The sequence below is a fragment of the Pseudomonas sp. B611 genome (genome assembly GCF_055407965.1).
This window is the reverse complement of record NZ_JBUZST010000018.1, coordinates 86,099-110,917: the sequence shown is the minus strand read 5'-3', so window position 1 is coordinate 110,917 and position 24,819 is coordinate 86,099. Positions and strand designations below refer to the sequence as shown.

The window sequence follows — 24,819 nt, the reverse complement described above, 5'->3', positions numbered from 1 at the left end:
TGGGAGCTGGCTTGCCTGCGATAGCGGTAAGTCTGCTGCATCTGTGTTGACTGACAGGCCGCTTTCGCGAGCAAGCCCGCTCCCACAGGGGATTGGGTTTACAGGCCAGATCAGGTTTGCACTGGTCAAAAATGTGGGAGCTGGCTTGCCTGCGATAGCGCTGGGTCAGCTGCATCTGTGTTGACTGACAGGCCGCCGCCATCAGCTCAGTCAAACCACTCCTTGCGCCCCTCAAACGTCCCGACGATCAATTCGACGATCACCTGAACGGCCTGCGCATCTTGCACCTGGGCATTGACCGCCAGCCACACCTGGCGCTGCATGCTGTCGGCCAGCAACCCCGGCAGCGCCACCAGGCCGCGGTCGAAGCTGCTCATGTAGTGCGGCAGCAAGCCGATGCAGGCGCCGCAGCGGATCATTTCCAGCATCAGCGAGTAGGCCTGCACTTGCACCACGGCGGCGCGGCGTTGCTCTACGACGTGGTTCCACGGTTGCAGGGCGTCGACCTGCATGTCGGGTTGCCATTGCACGAGCATGTAGTCGTCAAGGTCATCCACGCTGTCCGGGCGGGTGGTCAGCCGTGAGTAGCGCTTGGCGATGTGTGGCAGGTAATGCAGGCGCGCCAGCGGGCGTGGCGGTTGGATGGGAAAGCTCGGGCCGGGCGCGGGGCCGTCGGTGTCGGAGAGCCACAGCACCACGTCCACGTCCACCGCTTGCAGGGACAGGTGGCTGTCGATGGAGATGATCTCCAGGCGCACGCTGGCATTGCGGCGCAGCAAGGCGATCAGGTCGCGACCGAGGATGTCGTGCAGGATCGGCTCGGCCACCGCCAGACGGATCAGCGGCTGTTCCACCACCGGCAGGCGCCGCTCATGGGCCAGCGCAATCAGTTGCGCCTGCAATTGCAGGCCGTCGCGACTGAGCACCAGGCCGTTGCCTTGATAGGTGAACAGCGCATGGCGCACCTGTTCTTCCAGCTGCGCCAGGCGCTTGCGCAACAGCGTCGATTTGATATTCAGGCTGCGCGCCGCCTGCATGAAACAGCCACAGCGCGCACTCACCAGAAAGTAGCGCGCCACCTCGGGTTCGATCTCGCTGGCCAGGGCCGGCCAACTGCTGCGCGGCTCGCTCGCCCCACGATAAGCGGTGGGTGCCTGGGGGCCGGACGGTTCTAGATATGCCATGGGAGACTCCCTGTCTTGTTGGTCTGTGCATCCAATGCGGGCTGTCGCGAATTACTCCAGCACCTTGTTCAACTCGGCACCGTCGATACTCAAGGTGGCGGTGTTGAGCATGCCTTCCAGGTAGGCCTTGGCAATCTGCTCCTGGCGTTGACTGCGCAAGGCCTCGGTCAGGCGTGCGCGCAGCTCATCCAACGTCGCCGTGCGCGCCGGTTGCTGGGCAGTGAGCTTGAGCACATGGAAGCCCGCCGCACTCTGCACCACGTCGGACACACTACCGACCTTGAGCCGCGCCACCGCCTCGCGAACCTGTGGCACCAACTGCTGCAACGGCTGCATCCCTGAGTCGCCACCACGCGGGGCAGTGTTCGGGTCTTGCGAATATTGCGTGGCCAGGGCGGCAAAATCTCCCGGCGTGGCCTGGGCCTTGCGGCTCAATTCCTGGGCCTGGCGCCTTACCGCTTCGGCGGATTGCGGGTCGTTCACGGCAAGGAAAATCTGGCTCACCCGAACCATCGGCTGCGTCACCCACTGCGCCTTGCCGGCGTCGTAGGCCTGTTGCAACTCAGCCGCGCTGGGATAGCCCGCCGGCACTTGGCTGACCGACAACACATAGTCGCGAAACACAATCTGCTCGGTGGCGGCGCGGGTCTGCTGCTCCACCTCCGGGCGCTGGCGCCAGCCCTGGGCGTCGGCCTGTTCCAGCACGGCCTTTTGCGCCAGGCGTGAGCGCAGCCAGGTTTCCAGCGCGCCGCGGTTGCCGCGCAACTGCTCGCGAGTCTCGGCCGGCAGGCTCGCCAGCACGCTTTGCATTTCCGTCAGGTCGATCTGCTGGTTGCCCAGGCGCGCCACCGCCGGGCCGCCCGCTGGCGTGGCGAGCGCCGGCGCCGGCTGCTGCGCCGCCACCGGGTCGCTGCCCGGCCGCAGGCTCAAGCCCACGGCCACCACCAGCAAGGCCAGCGCACCCGCGCCGACCATCAAGGTTGGTTTTTTCACAATACCGGCGCCTCTTCACCCACCGATTGCGCAGCGGCCTGCAACTGCGCGGCCTGCTGGCTGTATTCACGCAGGTAGACAATGAACTCCTGCAACAGGCGGTCCCACAACTCCAGCTGGCTGCGCAGGTAGGTGACGCTCACGCCCGCCACCACCACGTCCATTTCCATCAGCAGGAATTCACCCTGCACCGACAACCGCGCAAAGCGGCGCGAAGCGTTCCACACCTGGGCCAGGCCTTCCGGCAGTTCGCCCTGGATACGCAGCGCGCAGCTGTAGGTGAAATCCACATAGCCGCCCTGCTCGCCCGCCGGGTTGCCGAAGCGCACGGCAAAGCCGATGCCCTGGCTGGCGCTGAGCAATTGCACGATGCCGTTCTGCTCGCTCGGGTTGACCCGGTAGCCGGCTTCTTGCAGCAGTTCGGTGAGGCTCTGGACGGTGACGCTGGTGCTCAATTCGCTCATGGTGAAGTCTTCCTTGTCGATCAGTGATTGGCAGTTGCCTGGGGCGCATCAAAACGGCTCTTGTACAAATCGTCGCCAAAGCCCTGGGCCAGTTCCTCGAACTTGACCCGCGCACCGCTGGCGAAGGGCTGGCGGATACTCATCACCTCAGCCACATCGATTTTTTCGTAGGCCGCCAGCAGTTGCTGGGCCACGCCGTACATCTGTTGATTCTTGACTGCACATTGCTGCACTTGTGTGTCACGTTCGCTTAGCTTGGCCTGCAGGCTGGCGCGCTCGGCCTCCTTGCCCTTGGCCAGCACCAGCAGTTCCTCGTAGGCCTTCTTGAACTTACCGATCTGCTCATTGCTTGCCGCCACCTGGGCTTGCGCCTGGCTATGCAGGCTTTGTTGCTGGCCGGCCATTTGCTCGGCCACGCCACGGGTCTTTTCCAGCTCGGCAGTCAATTGCTTGATCTGTGCCTGGGCCTGCTTGGCCTGCGTTTCAGCGGCGATGCGCGCCGCACTGGCCTGGGCCTGTTCGCTTTGCAACGCCTGCAACTGCTGGGTGGTGCTGCGCAGTTGGGTACGCAGGCGCTCTTCCATGCCTTCGGCGCTGGCGCCGGTGGCGACGAACAACAACAGCAGCCCGCAGATTCGCGTGTTCATGTGGCATCTCCTGTGCGCATCAGAAGCGCGTGTTGAGTTCCAGTTGCATCACATCCACTTCAAACGGCTGGCCGTAGACTTCCGAGGCGCTCAACCAACGCGCACTGGCGTAGATGTTCTTTTCGATGCCGTAGTTGGCACCAATGAAGTAGCCCTTGGCGTTGGTACCGCCGAGGTGGAACGACGAGTCGTTGAAGCCATCGGGCAAGGCGTCGGGTTGGATGTACTTGTAGCCGGCCAACAGGTTCCAGTCGCCGCGCTTGCGCATTTCCAACGCACTGCCGAGGGTGAACGAGACCATCAACGCATTGCCGCCACTTTCAAACTCGCCGTTGCTGTTGAGGTTGTTGACGATCTGCCCTTCGCTGCGCTTGAGCATCTCGCCCTTGTCGTAGCCCAGGTTGTGGATGAAGTTGGCTTGGCTGCGCAGCTTGAAGTCGCTCGGCAACTCGCTGTCCCACACCGCGTTGAGGTCGAGGATGTTGAACTTGGACGCAAGGCCGACGAACTGCGGTTCCGGCGTCTTGCCTGGGGTGGCCGGGTTGGGCGCGATGTCGCGCAGGTTGAACACGCTGTTGCCCTTTTGCATAAAGGCCACGCGCGAGCCGTCGGTGTCGCAACCCGGCTTGCCTTCCCACGGTTTGCACAGGCTGGAGCGCTCGCCTTCGATGTTCTGGAACTGGTAGTAGGCGCCCGCAAGCTTGAGGTTGTTGCTGCGGTTGATCTTCCAATCGGCGCCGATCTGCCCGCCAAACAGCCATTTGGTGTCGCTTTCTTCCTTGTCGAAGCCGTTGCTGCTGGCGGTGTCCGAGGTGTATTCCACCGGGAACGCGCCGAGGGTGCCGAACAGGTTCCAGTCGCTGGCGAGGCGGTGGTTGAAGATCGCCGCCACGCCGTCGAAGTTGAGGTCGTTGGAATACATCATGTCGGTGGAATAGAACGGGTTGGCAATCCGCCCGCCGGTCAAAGTGATCATGTCCGAGGCTTTCCAGCTCAGGTAACCCTGGTCGAGCCAGATGTCCTTCTTGCCAAAACCACCGCCGAGGGTCTGGGTGGTGGACACCGGGTTGTTGTCGGAACCGGTGCCGAGGCGGATGCCGGCGGTCCATTCCGGCGAGATCACCGCTTTCATGCCCAGGCGGGCACGGATGCGGAACAGGTTTTCGCGGTCTTCACGGGTATTGAGCAACGGCGGAATCTGCGTGCTGGAGTTCGGGTTGACGTCATACGGCCCGTTGTTGTTGAGCTTGGCGTAGTCGGTGATGGTGTCGTCGTTCTTGCCCGAGAAGTAGCGCGACTCGTCACGCAGGCGGATATCGCCATCAAAGCTCACGCGGGACACCCAGTCCGGGAAGGTATTGGGCTGCGCCCAGTTTTCCTGCTTGGCGGTGGCCATGACTTCGGCTTTCACCTGGTCGCGGATCTGGTCGCGCACCGCTTGCGGCACGTACTGCACGCGCACATCCCCCGGCGCTGCCGCAGGCCCTGCGGCCACCACCGGGGCGGCGTTCGCCTGGCGCGCTTGCAGGGCTTCTTTTTCCGCCTGGGCAATCAGCCCGTTGGCGGTGTCCTGGGTCAATACGCCCTGCTGCACCAACAGGCGGATCAGGTTGATGGTGACGTTTTCCGAAGGCGCAACCGGGGCAGCCGTCGCGTGGCCAACCAGGGTCGCGATGACCATGCCGACCGCCAGGGTCAGTCGATTCACGGGGGAAATCATGTGTACGCAACTCCTGTAAAAAACCGTAGAAAAGGGTTCGATCATTCCGGGCGCCGGCCCTTGAGGGACAGGCGTACCGGCATCGTTACGGCGGCTGGCACCCGTTGCGTGGCATGGGGCGCCCGCAAGGCGGCCAACACCTGGGCATCGGTTTCGGCATCACCGCTGGACTTGGCCAACTCGGCACGGGTGACCTGGCCATCGGCGCTGAGCCACAAATCGGCCTGCACCGCGTACGCCTTCTTGCGCAACTCCGGGTCCTCGCGCAGCAGGCGCTGAAACACCCCTGCCAGGTACTGCTTGTACGTGCCGGTGCCCAAGCCGCCGCCACCGGAACCGGCCATGCCGCCGCCTTTGCCGGCGCCGATGTTGAAACCGTCATTGCCCGACTGGGCATCGCCGTCGATCTGCATCGGGTTGGCCAAATCGTCCGCCGGCGAAGGCGGTGCTTCCTCAGCGGGCTTGACCTCTTCCGGCTCCGGCGTGGGCACCGGTTCGGGGATTTTTTCTTCGACCTGGGGCTCAGGCTCCTTGGGCTTTTCCGGTGGCGGCGGTGGCGGTGGCGGCAACGGAATAATCGTCGGGATCTTTGGCGCTTCGCGGCGCACGCCACTCATGTCATTGGCCCACTGCCACAAGAACCAGGCCGCCACAGCGCCCAGCAAAAGGCCTGCGCCCCACTTCAACGGGCGCAGCGGCGGCTTGTTCTTTACCGGCAAGGGCGGCATCGGGATCTGTGCGGTCATGGCTCAGCCCTGGCTCGGTTTGCCGGTGACCAGCCCGACTTGGGACAGCTCCAGCCGTCGCAGCAAGTCGAGCACCTCGATCACCTTCTGGTACTGCACCAACGCGTCGCCGCGCACGATCACCGGGAAGTCCGGGTTCTGCGCTTTCTCGATGCGCAGGCGTTCTTCCAGCTCGCCGAGAGTCACCGGGTATGCATCGAGGAACACCTGGCCGCCGTCGTTGACGGAAATCGCCTTGGTCTTGGCCTCCGACAGCGACACCGAGGCGCTGGCCTTCGGCAAATGAATCTGAATGCCCGAAACCTGGGCGGTGGCGGTGAGGATAAACATCACCAGCACCACCATCAGCACGTCCACCAGGGGCGTGATGTTGATGCTATCGACGGCGGCATCATCGTCATCGTCGTGGGAGGCGTTTACGGAAGCCATGCTGATTCTCCTCAGGCCGGTACGGCGGCGTGATGCTCGCGACGGTGCGCAGCTTCACTGGACTGGCTCTCGCCGTGCATCTCCGCCAGGCGGGTGATGAACTCATCGACGAACACGCGCATGTCCGCGCTGACTTCCTTGTTGCGTGTGATCAGGCGGTTGTAGCCAAACAGCGCCGGGATCGCGACGAACAGGCCCATGGCCGTGGCCAGCAAGGCCGCTGCCATACCCGGGGCGATGGCGTTGATGTTCACGTCACCGGCCATGGCCGTGCCGAGGAACACCACCATGATCCCCAGCACAGTGCCGAGCAGGCCGATGTACGGGCCACCGGCGATGGCGTTGGACAGCGTCGAGAGCTTGGAACTGAGGGCCTGGTTTTCGCGGGTGCGCACGCCGTCCATGGAGCAGCGGATCGCTTCGATGGTCGCCGCCGACACCGACGAGGTGTCGGCGCCCTGGGCGCGGCGGGTGCGGATTTCCTTGACCGCCACCAGGTACAGGCGCCACAGCGACGAATGCTGCAAGCGCTCGCCCAGCGGGGCGTCATCGGCATACATCTCCAGGCGCGTACCGATCTGCGCGAAGTGCTCGCGGAAAATCTCGTTGGCCCCGCTGACGCGGCTGACCTGGCGGTTTTTGCGCAGCATGATCACCCACGACTGGAACATCATCGCCACCAGCACCAGGATGATGACCCAGGCGTCCACCGGCACGGCGTTGAGCAAGAAGCCCAGGCTGCCGAAACCGAAGCCCGACTGTTCTTCATCCACGCCGTAAGCCACCAGTTTCGACTCCGCGCCTTGGGCGCTGGCATCGGCCAACAGCAACGTGGCCGGGCGTGCGACCTTGGACAGGCGCAGCTCATCGATGGCGCCGGCGAACGGCAAGTGAGTGCTGCCGGCGTCCGGCAGATCGCCGCCGATGGCCAGTTGAGAATTGAACGCCGGCAGTGCGACCGCCAGGCTGGCCGTCTCGCGGCCATTCACAAACAGCGCGATTTTTTCACCTTCGGCGGTGAACGCCAGGTGCTGCCATTGGCCAGGGTTCAGCGGTTGGGTGGAGACCACGCGTTGGCCATCGACTTCCACAAACGGCGTGCCCTGGTTCAGCCCCAGCAGCAGGCTATGGGGACCGTCGCGGCGCGCCAGGACGATCTGCTCGCCACTGGCCTGATCCAGGCGCAACCAGGCGCTGAAGGTGAACGCGCCGCCCGCAGCGTGTTGCAGCGATGGGCTGGCCGGCAACAGCAGCGGCTGGCCGCCGAACTGCAAGGCGCGGCCGATCACGCCGTCGATGCTCGCGCCGGTGGCGTTGAGCGATGTGTTGGCGTAAGCCGTGGTGTCGCGGGCCGGGGTGCCGTTGGCACCGTCAAAGTGGTACAGCGCGGTGTAGTCCGGGTCGAACGCCAACTGGCCGTTGCTGGTGGCCGGGGCTTTCCCGTTGCCGTAGTACATCCACAGGTCCTGGCGCTGGCCGCCTTCGACCTTGGGCACATCGACCCAGATCAGCGCCATGCCCATCAGCGGGTCGAAGCTTTCGATCTGGTGGTTGAACACGGTCTTGTCATCGGCGCTGACAAAGCGCAGGTCGGCGCCGTCATCCTTCACCCCGTCAAAGGTGAAGTTGCCGGTGTGCAGGCGCACCAGCAGCGCGGTACGGCCCAGGGCCTGGTTGATCGCGGCGCCTTGGGCGGTGGTGTCCACGGTGATCTGTTTGCGGTAGTGCCAGTCGTCTTGCCACCAGGCATTGGCGGTGGCCGGGAGCGTGAAGCCCAGGCAGATCAACAGGCTCAGGAATAGGCGTTGCATGGGTGAAGTCTCCGGAAGAAAAAGTCAGAAAGTCGCCTGCACACTGAAGTGCAGTCGCGAGTCCTGTTTCTGGGTGTTCGGTCCATCGAGCAGCGGGTAGCCCCAATCCAGGCTGCCGGACAACCATTTGCTCAAACTGGCGCGGGTGCCCAGGCCGACACTGGCCAGGCTGTATTCGTCTTCTTGCTCGGGCAGCGGGTCGTGCAGGCGCAGGCGTGCGCCTTCGGCGAACGCATAGAAGCGCCACTCCTGCACATAACTGCCGAGGTACTTGGCCACCGACGGCGTGCGCAGTTCCTGGGACAGCAAGTAGCCCTCGTCCCCAGTGCGCTCTGCCGCCAGGTAACCGCGCACCGAAGTGGCACCGCCGGCGGAATACTGCTCGTTGGATACCAGCGGCCCCGAGGCCAGCTGGAACGCCGCCTTCGACGCCGACTGCCAGTTGTTGGCGAAGGTGTAGGTGTAATTCAGGTCGCCCTTGAGCGCCGCAAAACTGGCGCTGGCCTTGTAGCGCTTGTAGTCGAACTCTTCGGCATCGCTGCCGTAGCCAAAGAACGCACGGGTGCCCACCACCAGGTTCAGGCCCAGGCCCAGCTGGGATTGCTCGGTGTAGCGATAGCCGTTGTAGCCAAGGGTGAACGGCGCGTACTTGAGCGGCACCTGGTCGCGGCTGGCGCCGAATTGCATCTCTTCGTCGAAGTCTTTGAAGTCGATGCCGAACGAGAAGGAGTTGGCCCAGACATTGGTCGCCGGCAGGTTGTAGATCGCCGACACGCCGTAGGAATGGCCCTTGCCAAGCACGTTGCTGCCGCCGATGGTGGCGATGTTGCTGTCGGACTGGTAGCCGCTGAACTGCAAGGTCCAGCGCTCATCCAGCGGCGCGCTGTAGGAACCCGACCAGACCTTGGCGTTGCTGCTGTCCTGGGGCGCGGTGAAATAGGTGAGGGACACGCTGTGCCCTAGTTGCCAGAGGTTGTCGTAGCCCAGGGTGGCCACCGAGCGCAGCTTTTCGGTGTCGGCACTGTAGTCGTTGTTCAGGCCGAGGCTGGCGTGCCAGGGGTTCTGGTCTTCCACCTGCAAGTCCACGTCCATGGTGCCGGGGCGCTGGCCTTCATGCACCAGCGGCGTGACCTGGCGCCCGACGCCGCGGTTGAGGCCGGCGAGCTGGGTTTGCACGGTGGCAAAGTCCGGCACCTCGCCTTCCTTGAGCGCCGGCACTTCGTCGCGGATTTCCACCGGCGAATAATGCTTGGCACCGACCACACGCACGCGGCCGATCTTGGTTTCGCTGACTTGCAGATAGACGATGCCGTCATCGACCTTCTGCTCCGGCAGCTCGACAAACACCGACTGGTAGCCGCGCGCCTGGTAGATCTTTTGCAGCGCATCGCGGGCGCCTTCGATATCGCCCAAGGTCTTTTGCGGGCCGAGAAACGGGTACACCGCCTCCTCGATCGCCGCCGCATCGAGCACGGTATTGCCGCGCACGAAGTACTCATTGACGTCCACCCGGCGTGCCGCGCCCTCCTCCTCGGCCTGCGCGGGCAAGGCCAAAGCCCCCAGCGTCAGGCAGCACAGCGCCAGCGTTGACTTGAACAGATGCTCCACACCGCCCCCTAACTTTCCAAGATTCTGCGCCGTCGCCGTTTGCACGGCGTTTGGCCTGCTCAATTGCTGGTTGTCGAAAGGTGGCTGTGCCGGGCCAGCCAGGTGTGCAGCAAGGCGAAGTTCAGCGAGAACTCCGGCATGTGCAGCAAGGCGCCACAAAACACTTCACCGATGATGGTCTGGATCAACTGCACCGCACGCGGGTTGCCCAGCACGCTGGCGATGTCCCGTTGCAGGACATGGATGCCCCACACTTTCTGGTTCAGGTCGAGGCCGACAAACCAGCGGAACAGCAGGTTGTAATTGAGTTGCTCGTGCAGTTGTTGCTCGCTGGGCACCGAATACAGCAGTTGCAGCAGGAGGATGTGCACCACGGTGTGCGGCGCAATCAGCATGCCCGGCTCGGCCTGGAGCCAGTCGCGATGGCTGTCGAGCACCTCGTCGATCTGCGGGCGCAGCAACACCAGCGAATGCCCCGCCGGGATAAAGCTGGAGACTTCCTTCAACGCGCCCTGCCAATCGTCCTGGGAGACGATCCAAACCCACGGCGCGCCGTAGCGGTACACCGAAACCGGCTTCTTGCGCGCGGCTTCGACGATCTTCGACAGGCGCTGATCGAGCTCCTGCATACCGACTTTCGAGTAACGTTCCATAGTTCCCATTTGCCCCACTCCTGGCGTCCTGCTGACGGCTTTGGCGACGACTTTTGATCGTATCCAGCGCGTTACATAGGAGAGACGGGCGTGGGTGGGAGCTACCGAACTTTTGTCATGAAAGCTTCATGATCGTTCCCACGCTCTGCGTGGGAACGCCTCTGGCGACGCTCTGCGTCGCGCTTTGGGACGCGGAGCGTCCGGTGCGGCATTCCCACGCGGAGCGTGGGAACGATCACAAACTGATCTGCTGGCGCTCCTCATCCGTCAACCGCGCCCGTGCCTGTTCACTCAGCGGCCCGGCGCCCAGCACCTGCACCGGGCTGTTGGGGTTGTAGCTGGAGCTCTTCTGCTCCGGCTCACGCGGCACCGGCTCCGTGCCAAAGCCCAGCACTTCCACGGTGACAATCGACGGCCGCCCCTGCTTCGCTGCCGCCTGCTGGTTGCGCGCCGCATCCTCTGCGGCCTGGGACGCCGCCGCCCCCGCCGCGCTGGCCGAGCTCATGGCGCCGGTGTTGACCGTGGCCGAAACCGGCACCCCGGACGACTTGCCCTGGGTCTGGATGTTCGCCGCGTTCACCACCCGCAGGGCCGCGATGTTGATGTTGCCCGACACCCGAATCCCCGCCTCGCCCGCATCGATGGTGCCCAGCGGCGCGATCAGGTCGATGTCCCCCGCCGGCACTTCCGGGATCGGGTTGAGCGTGGCGATCCCCGCGCCGGTACTCGGCACCGACGGCGACAGGCTCACGTTGCCCCAGTTGTCGTAGACCCGCTTGGGCGGCGTGTACACCACGGTGGTCTTGGAACCGCGCCCGGCGTTGATGTCGCCCGCGGCGGTCCAGCCCATGATCGAGCCGCCAAAGGTGGTCATGATGCGGCTTTGCCCGAGCAGGATGCTGCCCATGGAGTACAGCTGGATATCCCCGGCGCCCTGGGTGATCACCCCGGCCGTGGACGGTGGTGCCGCGCCTTCGATGCCGAAGGTCTGGCCGCCGCCCGGGGTGAACATCTGGATCGAGCCACCGGCATTGGTGTGTACGCCCGAGCCGTTGAACAGGGTGATATCGCCCTGATAGGTGATCGGGTTGCCGGCCACATCCTTGTCCGGGAACAGCGCCGCAATCGCCGTGCGGCCACGCAGGTAGCTGCCCTGGCGCACGCCGCCGTCCTCGTTGTACTCGCGGCCAGCGGCCTTGAGTTCGGCGAAGTACACATCGCGGGCAAACACCCGTTGCTGCTCGGCAGGCAACGCCGCGTAGTAGGCCCGGGCCTGCTCGCTGTCGCCGACAAAGCCGAAGCGCTCGGCCAGCCAGGTGACCAGTTCGTTTTCGTAGGTCTTGGCGACCTTGACGCCCTGCAGCGACTCACCGGGTTGCGCCTGGTTGAGCGGGTTCAGGTAGGTCGCGACGAAGCGCTGGTAATCCGGCCCGTTGGCGCCGACACCGGCCTGCATGACGATGCTCGCACCGGGACGGGTATCGCCCGGCAGGATCGCGCCAAGGCTGGTCACGCTGTGCTCGCCGCCGGCGCCAGTCAGCAGGATGTTGCGCCCGGCGGAGACTTCCAGCAGGCCGGGGCCGGCGACTTGGAAGTTGCTGAAGAGGATGTCGCGGCCGGCGGAGACGATGGAGATGTCGTTGGGGTTCATGTGCAGGAAAAGGTTATTGCTCGAAGGCGCGTCAGTCCGGTCCAGGCCAAAAGCACGACCACTGCTGACGATATCCCGCCCGGCCATCATCCTTATCGCGCCGTTCCCTTCATACCAAGTCTCACCTTCATGCAGTGACCCTGGGGTTGCGCTGAACGTGATAATCCGACCACTGCTTACTCCGACCAGATCCCCGTCCATCGCATAAAAACGCGCCGGTTCAGCACTGCCAACGGCGGACACAGCTGCCGTAGCTGGCCCAAACGCAAACAACGACAAGGAGCCCAAGCTGCCACTGGCTGGCAGGTTACTGGCCACCACAGCATTACCAATACGAGCTTGATAGGCAGGATTCCAAGGGGTGACCAGCGAACTTTGCGCCGCCCCGGACTGGCTGACCGCCATACCACCGCCGTAGATCGAGCCCTGAGCAAGGAACTGCAACTGGCCGTTCTGCCCCGGCGCCAGCAGCAAGGGGTAGCTGTAGTTTCCGTCGTTGTTGGCTTGCAGTTCGGCCGCTTTACCGTAATACAGGCTCCCGCCAGCCGCCGTCGCCCGCACAATTGACGGGTAGACCACCGCCAGGTCAGTCGGCGTACTGGATCGACTGAAGGGCGTCAGGTTACCGCCCAGGGAAAACAGGTCGATAGCCGTGTCCTTGGTCCATAACGTGAACCAACTGGCGCCGGTACCCAGGGTGGTGCCTTGTGCAAACGGCGAGGCATGGTTGATTGGCACCCGGCCCGGGTCTTCAACGTTCTGTACCACCAGATCGCCCAGGGTCTGCACATTGAACGTCGCGTCGCCCGGCACCAGGGTCAGCCCACCACGCGCTACGCCACGGGTCGAGACCAGCGGGTCGAATGCACGTGTCTCACCGGGGCTCTGTTCGGTAGATGTATTGCCGTACAACAGATCGACGCTGCCCAAGGTGGCGCTGCGCAACTGCACATCCCCGCGAAGGTTGACCAGCACGCCATCACGGTGGTCATCGGAGCTTGCAAGACTGGCTGGGTTCAAGCTGCCGCCGATGCGCACCCGCAGATCGCCGCCGCCGGTCAACTGCAAGCTGCCATCGCTGGCGACCCTGCCCGTACTGCCGACTGCCAACACCAGGCCTTGGCTATGGGGGTTTATCGCCGTGTTGCTGAGGCCATAACCTAACGTATTCAAGACCCCGGCGTTGCCGTCGACATTGACCGTCAGGTCGCCGCCACCGAGGGTGCCAAATCCGGTGAAGCCAAGCATGGTATCGGCCCCCGAAGGCGTCGCAGCGTAACTACCGAAGTTGATCCACCAGGCGCTCGGCTGCGCCTGCCCTCCGGTCGCCACCGCATTGCTGCCCTGGCGCCATAGCCAGTTGCCGACGCTGGCCGAGTCGGTCCCGATATCCTTGGGATCGGGACGCCCGACAGTGTTCAGCGTGGTGCTGGTGATATCACCGGTCAAATCTCCCCCGGCCGTGATCGTCAGATTACCCCCAGCCTCCGGATACCAGGCCCGGTACAGGCTGGTGGGCGAGCCGTTGACGAACTGCTCGAACAGGCTGCCCGCGCTCAGCACAGTTTTCGCCACCCCTTGCTTCGCCTTGGGCTGGTTATACGGGTCGCCCTCGAACGTGCCCGACGAGGACGTGCCGGCGGTGTACACCCCATACAACGAGTCCGTGCTCAGATTGCCTGCACTCAACAAGTCCAGGTCGCCGGTGCCGGTGCGGATGACACTCAAGCGGGTGCTCGCGGGCGCGGCGGCGTATTCCGGCGGGAATTTAAGTTGGCAAAGCGCGGGCGCACCAACACACACGACGGATACGGCAGGGTAGCCGATACGGCTGAACATCTCGTCGGTCAAATCGGCGCCAAGCGCTACGGTGATGCCGCGTTGCGCGAATACGTTGACCGCCGACTGAGTGGCCGTGTACGCAACCTTAGACAAACAGAACTGCGGGGACGCACCGCAGAAGTCCTCGACTGACCCCTTGTTCAAGCCGTCAAGTACGGCCTGATCGACCGGGTCACCCACCTTGGCGCTCACCCCGACACCCGCCAGATACGTCACTGCAGCTGCCGTCCAGGTTTGTACGCCGCGAGGCGGCAATTGCTTGGAGAACATGCCGTAATGCGTATCCGCCAGATGCAGGTCGCCGCTGCGCGGATGCGCTTGCAGGATACGGCTGTCGGCGGCCTCGGTATCGGCGCCTGCCACCAGGCGCAACGACCACGATTGCGTGCCTTCGGCCAGCATCGGCGCGATTGCCCAGAGCTGCCCGGACCCGCCAGCACGCAGTTGCACCGACTTCACGCCATCGGGCAATTTCACGTTGGTACCGGCAGGAATCAGCGCGCCTTTGGGCAGGTCCTTGGTGCCATCGAGCAACACAAGGTTGTTGCTCGGATTGGCCTGATGCACGCCTGGCAATGGCACGCCTTTAGGCCAGAGCATGCCCTGCAACACGGTGCCCTCGGTCAGCAGCGTACCGGCGCCCAGTTGCGTGCCTTCGGCCAATGTCTGCGCCTCGCTGAGCAAGGTGCCAGCGGCGAACAACAGATTGCCGCCCGCATCGCGCACATCCGCCGCGACGACGCTGCCGGCCGCCAATACCAGTTCCTGGCCCAGTGTCGCCGTTACCGGCAGCCGGGTGTTGGCCGCAACCGTCAGGCCCTTGATCGGCAGGTCATAGTTCAGCGTGGTGCCCGCCGGGAACGCCGTGCCGTCGGCCAGGGTCACGCCGTTGCCTGGCACCACCACTGTACCGCCCCGGTAGTCGATTCCTGGCAGCAACACCCAACCCTTGTCGTCCGCCGACTCCGGTGGCGGCGCGAAGCCGTCGTTGATGCTGCCGTAGATATTCAGATCGCCACCGGCACGCAGGGTCAGGCTGCCGGATTCACCGGAACCGTAGACCGCATTGTCCTGCTGGCTATGGGGGTTGAGGCTGGCGTAGCGGTAACGGGACAGGTCCAGGTCGCCCTGCACCACCAGGTCACCGTCCGCCGTCTTGCTGACGATTTCCACCCCGGGGCGCACATGGAAGGCATCCGCGTAGGTGGCGTTGTTCAGCCCGGCGAGTTTGTTTTGCAGCAAGTCGGTGTTCTGCAACGCGGCCTTGATAAAGGCGTCGCTCAACACGTGCTTGCCATCCAGGTAGCCCTGGGTGATCTCCTGATACGGTTTGCCACTGGCGGTGGCGTCGGTTTTTTCCGGGGCATCGTCGTAGGTGGCCATGCCATTGAGGCTGATGGAACGCGCGCCCTGGATCGTCACGCGGCCGCTGGCGTCGATGGCGATGTCGTTGCTGCCAAGGCGTGGCGCGTTGAGTTCCAGGGTGCCGCGATTGCGCCCGTCGTTGCCGGCCGCGCCGTCGGTGCCGTGACGCAGGTCGATGCGGGCGCCGCTGGCGAGGGTCAGTTGGCCGTCGCCAGAGCCCAGCACCACCGTGGCGCGGTTGGGCGAGTCGATGATCTTGCCGTAGCTGTCCACGCGCAGTTTGCTGCCGTGGGCGTCGAGTACCGCCGTGCCGTCAAGGGTCAGGCCGTGCTTGCCGGCCAGGGTAATGCTGCCGACGCGCTCACCGCTGGCGTCCACCAGGCCGTTGACGCGCAGGCGGCCGTTGTCGAGGGACACGCTGATGTTGCCGGCCTTGAGGCCGTTGCCGATGGTCAAGTCGCCCTGCTTGAGCTGGAAGCTGCGACCACCATAGACCGCGCCCTGATTGAGGCGCCCGTTGAGGTCGGCAAACTGCTGGTCGAGGGAACCGCTGCCGCCCAGGTGCTGGGACTGGAGTTCCACGGTCGCGGCCTCGTAGGGCATCGAGGTGCCACCGGCGGCGTAATAACCGCTGCTGCTACCAAGGATCCTGCCTTGCAGATCGACGATCCCGGCCGCCGCATCGGTTGCCACCGCGCGCAACTTACCGGCCTGGTTGTGCTGGGCCGACAGGTCGATGGTCGAACCGGCGGCCTGGCGGATATTGCCGTTGCGGCTGTCGAGCAACACGTCGCCGCCCCAGCCGTATTGGGTCACATCGTTGAAGGCGATGGGGCGCCCGGCCACGTCGATCAGTGCGTCATCGGTCAACACCACATCACCACGGGCACTGAGGCTGACCTTGCCGCTGGGCAACACCACCGCACCGGCCACGCGAATGCTGTCGCCTTGCAAGGCCAACTCGGCACCCTGGCCGCTGGCCGTACCGCGGGTACCTGCGGAGGCGCCGATATCAATCGCGCCACCGGCGGTAATGCGGTTCACCGAGCCTGCGACACCGGTCATCAGCGGTGTGCGAATGGTCAGGTTGCCGCCGCTGTACTGGAAGCCGGTGACCGGGTCATAGGCGCCCTGGCTCTGGTACACCTTCAAGCTGCCCTTGTGGTTGGCGGTGACGCGCTCGCTGGCGTTGAGATTGACGTTGGCAAACCCGAGGGCCAGGCGGTCGAAGCTTTTTACATTGCTCGGCTGGCCAAAGTCGCCATAGCCGAACTCGATGCGCTCGGCGTTGATGTCCAGGCGCCCGCTGCCGGTGCCCGCGCCGCCTGTCACCACGGTGCCAGGGGCGTTGGTGGCGCCCAGCCAGATCAGGTTGGCAGTGTGGATCGTCGCCACATCGTTGGCGCCACCGGCGCCATACATCGCCGGGGTGGACAGCATCAGGTTGCTCAGCAGCGACTTGCCGGTGAGCGGGTCATAGGTGTCGAGGCTGGTGCTGCCATAGAAGTTGAAGCTGTCACGGGCGGACAGTTGCAGGGTTTCCAGGGCGGGTGCGCCGAATTGCGTGTCGCCGCGCAGCAGGCGGTCGAGCAGCGCTTGGGTCAGGGTCAGGCCGGCAGGTACACGGTTCCCCGCTGCGGCCAATGCTTCGACGCTGCCAAGGTTGATCGCGCTGACACCGAGGTTGAGGTGACGGGTGCCGTAGCGCACTTCATCGCCCAACTGGAAGGTGCCGTTGGTCAAGGCGACGATGCTGCCATCGGAATACAGACCGGTCCCGCCACTGCAGGCGCCGCTGTCGCAGGCACCCACGTTGATCCCCTGGCTGATCCCGTTTTGCGCAGAGCCACTGACCACATTGAGCAGCCCGTTGGACACCGCCAACATGTTGTCCACCTTGTAGATAAACCCGTCACGCGCGTCGTAGCTGGCCTTGCCACGCCCCAGGGTGTTGATCGAGGCGCCCTGCTCGACCACGATGGCGCCGACGTCGCTGACCAGGAACACTTCGGGCGCAGCAAGTGTTGCACCTTCACGCAACGTGACCGTGCTGTAGGCCGCATTGAGGCCGGACGCCAGGCTGATAAAGTTGCCGGACTGGCCGTATTCCACAACGGTCATGCCGCCGACCATCAGCCGTGAGGCGCCCAAGGCATTGAGGGAGTCGGCCTTGAGGGTGATGCCGGCAAAGTCAGCGGTGGCTGGTTTGCCAGCGCCTACCACTTCAATGCCCAGTGTGCTTGGGTCCATCACGGCCACCGTACCGCCGTACCCACCTGAAGCAGCCTCAAACCGCCCTACGCCCTCGAACGAAAAGCCATCGGCACCCGCACCGGGGCGCAGCGCCAGCTTCAAGGTCTTGGCGTCGGCTTCCAGCATCGGTCGCGGCACACCTATTCGCGCGGCATCGGCCTTGGCGAACTGGGCATAGCTGGTTTCGTTGTACTGGGAGTAACGGCGCAGGGTATCGGCCGAGGTCAGGATCAACTGGCTGGCGATGCTGTTGCTGATCCCGGTATTGGCAATCGACAGGTGCCCGGAAGTGGCCCACGAGCCGTTGCGCATCAAGGTGGTCGCCGCGTCGCTGCCAAGCCCGGCGAGGCCATTGACCTCCACGCGAAAGGCCCCCGGCAGCAGCGCGTAGGTGGAGGGCATCAGGGTGTAGGTGCCCGCCGGCAACCCCGGCACGCCCGCGCCGATCGTGACCTGCTGGCCGATCATTGGCGCTGAGGCACCACCTTCCGGCGCCACGGGCGCTGCACCCGGCTGGATCCCCGGCACAATCGCGTAGACCGGGTTGGTGGCCAGGCCCGGTAACACAAACCCGCCGTTGGCGCCGAACTGCACCAGCGGGTTGAAGCGCGCATCGGTAGAGCCGCCACGCCCAGAAATAAAACCGGCCCCAAGCAATTCGCCGCCGCCGGAAAGATCCAGCGTGGCCTGCGGCTGCACGGCCACCGTGGTACCGCCGAGGATCACCCCGACGCTCAGATCGCTCATCGCCGTGGCCACGCCACCCTGGCCGATAAACGTGACCTTTTGCCCGTTATAGCGGTACTCCTGGCCGTCCAGCGTGCCGCCATACGGCAGCACCAGGCCTTTGCCGCTCACCGAGGTGAGACTGCCCGGCAACAGTTGCACCAGGCTGCTGCCCATGCTGCCGATGTCGATCAGGCCCAATGGCGCACGCACCACACCGCCCTGGCGAACCGTCGCCGCGCCCAGTTGCAGGCGGCCGAAGGCCGAATACGGTATGGCGGCGTCGGCGGTGCCGGTACGGCCGATGGTCAGCGTACGCAGCGGGTCAAAAAGAATACTGCCGCCACCTTCGTCCCCCTGATAACCCGCAATCACCCGCGCACTGGCCTGGGTGCCCGGATACAACTGGGCCGCGCGCAGGGTCATATCACCCTGGGTCAGCAATTGGGTGCTGATACCCGGAGCAATTTCGTTCTCATTGGGCCCCGCGAGGAAGCGCAGGTCGCCCTGGCTGGTCAGGTTCACCTGATCAAAACCGCGACGCTCGATGTCCAACAAGCTCCAGTCCGCCTGATTCAGGCTGCCCTTGAGGCCAAACAACACACTGCCGCGCACATCGATCAGGTTGCCACTGGCATTGAACTGCGCGGCCGTTTCCAGAAACGACGGCTTGGGCAGCTCGATAATCGGGCGAATGTACTGGTCTTTGCCGGGCGTGTTGATGCCGTTGAGCAATAGATACGGCGCCGACAGGTTGACCCGCGAATCACCCGCGGCGTTTTCACTGAGGGCAAACGCCGAACCGAACAGTCGCAGGCTCTGCCCCATCGCCAGTGCAACGTCGCCATCAAAGCCCATGATGCCGTTGCTCATCAGCGCCAGGTTATCAAAGCCGCCCGCGCTGACTTGATCCACCCCCAGGCGCCCATGGCCATATTCCAGGCCTGCGGCTGCGTCTTCTGGCGTGCCCGCCAGGTCGTGACGCTGATGGGTCTGGCTGATCAGCAATTCGCGGCCCTTGAGCACCTGATCGACGGCGGTAAACCGCTCGTAGTTGGGGCTTTCCAGCACCACCGCCAGGCTGCCGCCCGCCGCGCCAGCGCCGCCCGCCCTGGCGACAAAACTGCCGTCCAGGTACAGGCCGTTATTCGACGCCAGGCTGATGCTGCCGCCATTGCTGGCCTGCTGCACCAGGCCTTGCCCGGCAATGTTCAATGACGCCTGGGTGCCGGAAGCGTCGAGGCGCGCACCTTCGCGCACCACCACAAACAAATCACTGGCGGTGGCAATGCCCGTCGCCAGGTCGAGGGTGCCGCCGATATTGATCGTGCCACCGTCACGGACCACGCCATAGGCGCGGCCACGGTTATCCAGCGCGGTCGCCGCCCGCGCTGCGGCATCGATCAGCGCGTGTTCACCGACCCAGATCGAGCGGCCATGGCCGAGGGAGTTCACCGCATCGGACGCGGCGGCGCGCAGCCCACCCAGGGTGATGCTGCCGCCCCAGGCATTCAGCGTGCCGTCCATGTTCAATTGGCCGACGCTGCGCAGGTTGATGGCCTGGCCTGGGTCAACATTGATCACCGCGCCTTGGCCCACGGTCAGCACGGCGTTTGCCATTTGCTCGGCGGTGGAATTGATCTCGCCGGCGTTCAAGCTCAAGGTGGCGCCACGGCGCTGAGTCAGTACGCCCTTGATCGCGTCTTCCTGGTAGAGCGCCGGGGTCCAGCGTTCCAAGGCGATGGCCGGATCGCTGCCGGTGACGGCAGACAACGCCTGCTCACCGGCGCGCAGCACCGGAGCAGTGACATCGACCTGTGTGCCGTCGGTGACGAGCAAGCCTTCGTTGCCCGTGATGTCGTAGGCCGAAAAGCCCTTGTTGAAGAAGTCGCCCGCCAGTTTCAGGGTGTCGGCATCCGCAGCCACGGCGCTGTCGCCGATCTGCACCTTACGCGCCTGCAACGCCAGGGTGCCGCCGCCGTTGACGCCGTAGCCGCGCAGCTCGCCGTCCAGGCCCAGGGCACCGAGTGCGCTCAAGGTCACGTTGCCGCCCTTGCCGCCCGCCAGCTTGCCGTCCACACCGAGCGTGGCGCCGGAAGACGCGTCCACCACGCTACCGGCCGCCAGGCTAATGTTGCCGGTGCCGCGCAGCGAGACCATGCCGCCGTTCACATAGGCCACGCCGGTGTTGTTGGCAGCGTCCTGCAGCAGGTTGTTCCAGCGCCCGCTGACGTCCAGCTTGACCCCATCAGCCACCGTCAGGCTGCCATCGCCCGGCAGGATCGTATCGGCCACCGCGCCGTCCTGGAGCGGATCGACCTGACTGAGAATGTTCCCGGCATGAATGCTGCCGCCGTGGGCCGTGAGGTTGGCGTTGAGCGCCACCCCCGGCGCGAACAGGGTGATGGTGCCGCCATCGGCGACGTTGAGCGCACCGTTGACGCTGACCTGCTGGTTGGCTGCAACCTTGACCGCGCCCAACTGGAAGCCGTTGAGCTGTTCGCTGTCGAGCACAACCTGGCCCTGACGCTCGCTCGGCAGTTCCGTGGTGAGATCGAGGCCGTCGGCGATTTTTTGCGTGTTGCTGTCGATCAGCACCTGCTCGGCCGTCGCGCCCAACGCATAACGCAAGGTGCCCGTGGTCTTGTTATAGATCGGCACGTACTGGCCAATGATCAACTGCGCGCGCTGGGCCATCGCGTTCTGCGATTGCTGGTAGCCGTCGAGGTTGATCGCCGGCGCCTGCATCTGCCGCTCGCCCTGGAACACATCGCTGACCACCTGCCCTTCGAGCACCGCGCTGGTGGTGCCGACCACCAGCTTGCCGGCATCGCGGCCCACGGTATAACCGGCCTCGTTGCGCCCCTGCGGCGCGATCAGCGGGTTGTAGTAGTACTCGGTCTGGCCCCAGCGCACGCTGGTGTCTTCATAACCCTTGTAGATCCCGGAATAGAGAATGTCCCCCGGCGCCCGCGACAGCTCATACAGGCGACGATCCGGGCCCTTGAGCCAGGTCTGGCGGATATAGCCGTCCTGCACATCCACGGTGCCGCCCGACAGGTTGATCTGCGCGCCCTGCTGGGTCACCACATCCTTGCCGGTAAACGTCACGGTGCCGCCCTGGGCCATCCACTCACCCACCGAGTGGCCCTGGGTGCCGAGGTAACCGCCGACTTCCAGCAAGCCGCCCGCGGTGTACCAGCGGTCCGTGGCATAGCCGTTGGTGCCCGCCGCGACAAACACCAGCTCGCGCAGGTCCACCCACACGTCGTTGTTGATCAGTTGCCCATTGTCGCGGTTGACCGCGGCATCGCGCTGCTCGTTGCCCTGCACGTTGATCTTGATGTTGTTGGCTTCCATCGCCACCTTGACGCCGACCGCCCCCGACACGTCGATGATCGCGCCATCGCGCACCAGGCTGCGCTGGCCGGCGCTGACTGCGACTTGCCCGCCGGTGGCCAGGGTGATCGAGCCTTTCTGGAAATCCACGGTGCCGCCGCTGACGATCTCGATACGCGACTGGTCGGTGCGGTCGGCCACCGCACTGAGGTGGTCGAACTGGCCGTCGATCAGGTTCGCGGGCTTGCCGTCGAGCAGGGTCAGGCCGTTGTTTTTCTGGGTATTCAAGGCCGTGCTGCCGCGGGCATCCAAGAGGATTGCGGTGGTGCTACCGGCGCCGAGGGTCACGCTGCCGGTGGTGTCGCTGGCCGAGTTGAGCAAGTGAATCGTACCGCGTGTGTCCACCGAGGTGCTGGCCAGCGCCACGCCGTTTTGCTCGACCTGGTGACCGGTCAGGGTGATGTCGCCGGTGGAGGCCATGATCAGGCCGCTGTTGCTGACCTTGCCCGCCGCGCTCTCGAAGTTGAGGGCCGTGGCGACTTCATTGCCACGGGTGGTGGAGCGCTCGTTGCCCGCTGTGCCGACGCCTTTGCGGATATAGAAGCTGTCACCGGCCGCCAGGGTAGTCTGGCCCTTGGCGGTAATGATGGTGCCGGCGTTTTCCACCTCGGTGCCGAGCAGCAAGGCATAGCCGCCGGCATCGGTGGAGGTAGCGGCGTTGTGGGTCTGGATCAGCGCACCGCGTTGCACCTCGACCTTGCCGGCCGCGTCGGTGAAGGTCGGCTGGGTGCCGGTGGTATCGACGTAGAGGCCGCGCTGGGTGAACTGCTCATCGGTGATGTTCGCCGCCGCCGCCACCAGGTTGCGCACATTGACCTGGCTGGTGCCGCCGAAGACCACGCCGTTGGCGTTGATGATCATCACCGTGCCCGCGCCCTTGATCTGGCCCTGGATCTCACTCGGCCGCGCATTCGGGTCATTGACGCGGTTCAGCGCGGCCCAGTTGGACTGCTGCTGGAAGTCCACGGTGGTGTTGCGCCCGACGTTGAAGGTCTCCCAGTTGAGGATCGCCTTGTCGGCGGTCTGCTCGATGCTCACCGTGGTCTTGCCGCCCGCCTGGGTCTGGGTCGGCGCCTTGGCGTTGATCCAGCCCTGGGTCAGGCTGTTATCCACCTGCAAACCGCCCTTGCCCAGGCCATCGGGAATGTTCGACACCTGCCCCAACGCCGCCTGCCGCCCCGCCGCTTGCGCCGCCTGCTGGGCCGCAATCGCCGCGACGCTGGTGTTCAGCGTGCTGATGGACCGCGCCAGGCGCTGGTTGACCTGCGCCTGCTGGCTCAGCGTCGGCATGCCCGGCACCTGCCCCGCGCTCAAGCGCGCGGCGGTGGTGGCGCGCGTCGCGCCTTTTTCGGCAAACCACGCAGCACTGAACGCCTGGGCGGCATGGGCATTGCCCGCCACCATCAACAAGGCAATGGCCTGGGCCAGCGGCTTGAGGCGCAACACGGTCTGGGCACGCGGGCCCTGGGCATTCAGCTTGAGCGTGGGTTTGCAGCGGACCATCGGGAATCTTCCTTCTTTGTTAGCGCCCCGGGGCAAGACAGGCGCACGTATGAGGGTTAGGCGGTTGGCGAGGGGCGCGACTGAACTTCTGTCATGCAAAGTTCATATACGGCTGCTAACGCAAAAAAAATCAGCAACGGCACAGGCCGTTGCTGATCGGTGTTGCGGGTCGTTGAAAGCAGGGGTTACAGCGGACGACCGATTTGGTTGCAGACGCTGGTGTTGCCGATGCCTTGGGCGTTGGAAACGGTCGCGAAGGTGTCGGTTACCGCTTGTTTCCAGTTAGCTGGCAGCGGTACGAAGCGGTTGTCGTTGATGGCAGTGTCGTTGTTACCGAAAGCACCGAAGTGACGAGCGAAGAAGCCCTGCACTTGACCAGTCTGGTTAGCGTCGGCGTAGCACTGGCTGAAGATCAGGTTGGTGAAGCCCAGGATTGGGTAGCCAGTGGATGGGTAAGCGAAGGTGGCTGGGCCGCTTGCAGCAGCAGCAAACACTGGAACCCAGTTGTCCTGGTTGGTGGCATCGATGAACGAGCCATCAGCACGGGCTTCGGTTGGAGCAGGGATCTGACCGATAGCAGCCGATACGTTGCCTGGAGCAGGCGAAACACCGCCAATCTTGGCAACTTTGGTGGCGTCATCCAGACCGGCCAAAGTAGTGGCCGCGTAGTCCGGGCTCATGTAGGTGATACGGCCTTGGGCAGCGTTCAGCGCAGTCATCACGCCTTGGCTGGTGGTAGCAGGCACTGCGCCGGCTGGCAAGGTACCGGCGCTGACGCCAGCGACGAAGCCGTAGCTGTCTTTGAAGGTGGTGGTGATGGCGAACTTCTTGGCTTCGGTGCACTTGGCGTTGAGGAAGCGGGTGAACAGCTCGGTGGTGCCGCTCGACTCGTCGCGGTAAACCACGGTGATCGGGCCAGTACGGCCGGAGCCAGTGATTTGGTTCCAGGTGGTCAGGCGACCGGAGAACACGCCGCACAGTTGCGGAACAGTCAGGTCAACCGCGTTGGTGCCGGTCTTGTTGAACGGAATGGCAACCGAAGTGGCCACCGAAGGCACCTGGATCAATTTGCCCCAACCCGGTTGTTTGTTGTTTTTGTAAGCCAGCAGCTCGGCAGCCGACAGCTTGGAATCGCTACCCGCCCAGTGCACGTTCTTGTTGGTCACACCGGCGACAAACTTGGTGTAGTCGTTGTTCAGGAAAGCAGCCTTGCCGTTGCCGCTGCCGACGCCGATGTAAGGGGCGAAGCCGGCAGTCAGTACGCCGGCAGTCTGGTACAGCGGCTGTGGCAGAGTAGCGCCGCCGCCGTTTACGTCTGCGAATGCAGCCTGTGCCGAGCACAGGGCAGCGAGGGTCATGGATACCGCGAGAACGTTGCGCTTAAACATGAAGAAGCTCCTTTCGTCGTGTTTGTACGTTTGGGGTAGATGGCTCTTGCATGACGCCATGGCTTCGGTCCCAAGCCGTCTTGCGGGGGTGGCCAGGGGTGAAAACCATGGGAGAGAAAGTCGCAGTTTCCGATGACGGTTATGGGAAAAAACCTCGGGAGGAAACGCTTGATTTTTAAAAAGATTCTCGGGTGTTTTGGTCATGGTTCCGAGCGGTTTGGGGGTAGGTGACAGCGAGGTTTCAGTGGGTCGGGCTGGAGGCCGTGTAGACCTTGGGATATGACGGAATGAGGAACCCGAGGTTGAACGGGAGCACAGGAAATTGATCGTTCCCGCGCTCCGCGTGGGAATGCCGCCGGTGACGCTCTGCGTCACGCCTTCAAGAACGGACGCAGAGCGTCCAGGGATGCATTCCCACGCAGAGCGTGGGAACGATC

Annotated in this window: 11 protein-coding genes and 1 pseudogene; all 12 read right to left on the bottom strand. The window is 64.3% G+C overall.

Translation table 11 applies throughout. The features are described 5' to 3' along the window. Positions 1 to 206: 206 nt before the first annotated feature. Complete coding sequence (locus tag ACZRMO_RS25625) at positions 207 to 1,184, bottom strand: LysR family transcriptional regulator (protein ID WP_463974688.1); 978 nt, start codon at positions 1,182 to 1,184, stop codon at positions 207 to 209. A 51-nt stretch (positions 1,185 to 1,235) separates the two neighbouring features. Next, positions 1,236 to 2,177, bottom strand: a complete 942-nt coding sequence (locus ACZRMO_RS25620; protein WP_463974687.1) for a peptidylprolyl isomerase — start codon at positions 2,175 to 2,177, stop codon at positions 1,236 to 1,238. After that, positions 2,174 to 2,641, bottom strand: coding sequence for a YbjN domain-containing protein (locus tag ACZRMO_RS25615; RefSeq protein ID WP_463974686.1), 468 nt, complete (start codon positions 2,639 to 2,641; stop codon positions 2,174 to 2,176). The genes ACZRMO_RS25620 and ACZRMO_RS25615 overlap by 4 nt, the downstream gene beginning before the upstream one ends. 20 nt (positions 2,642 to 2,661) lie before the next feature. After that, positions 2,662 to 3,288, bottom strand: a complete 627-nt coding sequence (locus tag ACZRMO_RS25610) for a DNA repair protein (protein ID WP_463974685.1) — start codon at positions 3,286 to 3,288, stop codon at positions 2,662 to 2,664. Between the two features lie 19 nt (positions 3,289 to 3,307). Continuing rightward, a complete protein-coding gene (locus ACZRMO_RS25605) occupies positions 3,308 to 5,008 on the bottom strand; it encodes a putative porin (RefSeq protein ID WP_463974684.1) in 1,701 nt (566 codons plus the stop codon). A gap of 41 nt (positions 5,009 to 5,049) precedes the next feature. Next, positions 5,050 to 5,754 (bottom strand): energy transducer TonB family protein, encoded by a 705-nt coding sequence (locus tag ACZRMO_RS25600; RefSeq protein ID WP_463974683.1) that lies wholly within the window; start codon positions 5,752 to 5,754, stop codon positions 5,050 to 5,052. Between the two features lie 3 nt (positions 5,755 to 5,757). Continuing rightward, positions 5,758 to 6,183 carry an ExbD/TolR family protein gene (locus ACZRMO_RS25595; RefSeq protein WP_017738393.1) on the bottom strand — a complete coding sequence of 142 codons (426 nt, stop codon included), beginning with the start codon at positions 6,181 to 6,183 and terminating at the stop codon, positions 5,758 to 5,760. Between the two features lie 11 nt (positions 6,184 to 6,194). Beyond that, positions 6,195 to 7,994: a DUF2341 domain-containing protein gene (locus ACZRMO_RS25590; protein ID WP_463974682.1), complete on the bottom strand. Its 1,800-nt coding sequence runs from the start codon at positions 7,992 to 7,994 to the stop codon at positions 6,195 to 6,197. Between the two features lie 24 nt (positions 7,995 to 8,018). Then, the gene (locus ACZRMO_RS25585) at positions 8,019 to 9,602 is read right to left on the bottom strand and encodes a ShlB/FhaC/HecB family hemolysin secretion/activation protein (protein WP_463974681.1); all 1,584 of its coding nucleotides are present in this window, start codon (positions 9,600 to 9,602) and stop codon (positions 8,019 to 8,021) included. 265 nt (positions 9,603 to 9,867) lie between these two features. Then, a pseudogene (locus tag ACZRMO_RS25580) lies at positions 9,868 to 10,231 on the bottom strand (transposase); the annotation flags it as partial. Between the two features lie 259 nt (positions 10,232 to 10,490). After that, positions 10,491 to 22,994, bottom strand: coding sequence for a filamentous haemagglutinin family protein (locus ACZRMO_RS25575; RefSeq protein WP_463974680.1), 12,504 nt, complete (start codon positions 22,992 to 22,994; stop codon positions 10,491 to 10,493). A gap of 185 nt (positions 22,995 to 23,179) precedes the next feature. Next, a complete protein-coding gene (locus tag ACZRMO_RS25570; RefSeq protein ID WP_463974679.1) occupies positions 23,180 to 24,382 on the bottom strand; it encodes a substrate-binding domain-containing protein in 1,203 nt (400 codons plus the stop codon). Between the last annotated feature and the right edge of the window lie 437 nt (positions 24,383 to 24,819).

Bases quoted from the DNA above. Each gene is read 5' to 3' on its own strand.
- ACZRMO_RS25625 (WP_463974688.1), bottom strand. From the start codon at position 1,184: ATGGCATATCTAGAACCGTCCGGCCCCCAGGCACCCACCGCTTATCGT.
- ACZRMO_RS25615 (WP_463974686.1), bottom strand. From the start codon at position 2,641: ATGAGCGAATTGAGCACCAGCGTCACCGTCCAGAGCCTCACCGAACTG.
- ACZRMO_RS25610 (WP_463974685.1), bottom strand. From the start codon at position 3,288: ATGAACACGCGAATCTGCGGGCTGCTGTTGTTGTTCGTCGCCACCGGC.
- ACZRMO_RS25605 (WP_463974684.1), bottom strand. From the start codon at position 5,008: ATGATTTCCCCCGTGAATCGACTGACCCTGGCGGTCGGCATGGTCATC.
- ACZRMO_RS25600 (WP_463974683.1), bottom strand. From the start codon at position 5,754: ATGACCGCACAGATCCCGATGCCGCCCTTGCCGGTAAAGAACAAGCCG.
- ACZRMO_RS25595 (WP_017738393.1), bottom strand. From the start codon at position 6,183: ATGGCTTCCGTAAACGCCTCCCACGACGATGACGATGATGCCGCCGTC.
- ACZRMO_RS25590 (WP_463974682.1), bottom strand. From the start codon at position 7,994: ATGCAACGCCTATTCCTGAGCCTGTTGATCTGCCTGGGCTTCACGCTC.
- ACZRMO_RS25575 (WP_463974680.1), bottom strand. From the start codon at position 22,994: ATGGTCCGCTGCAAACCCACGCTCAAGCTGAATGCCCAGGGCCCGCGT.
- ACZRMO_RS25570 (WP_463974679.1), bottom strand. From the start codon at position 24,382: ATGTTTAAGCGCAACGTTCTCGCGGTATCCATGACCCTCGCTGCCCTG.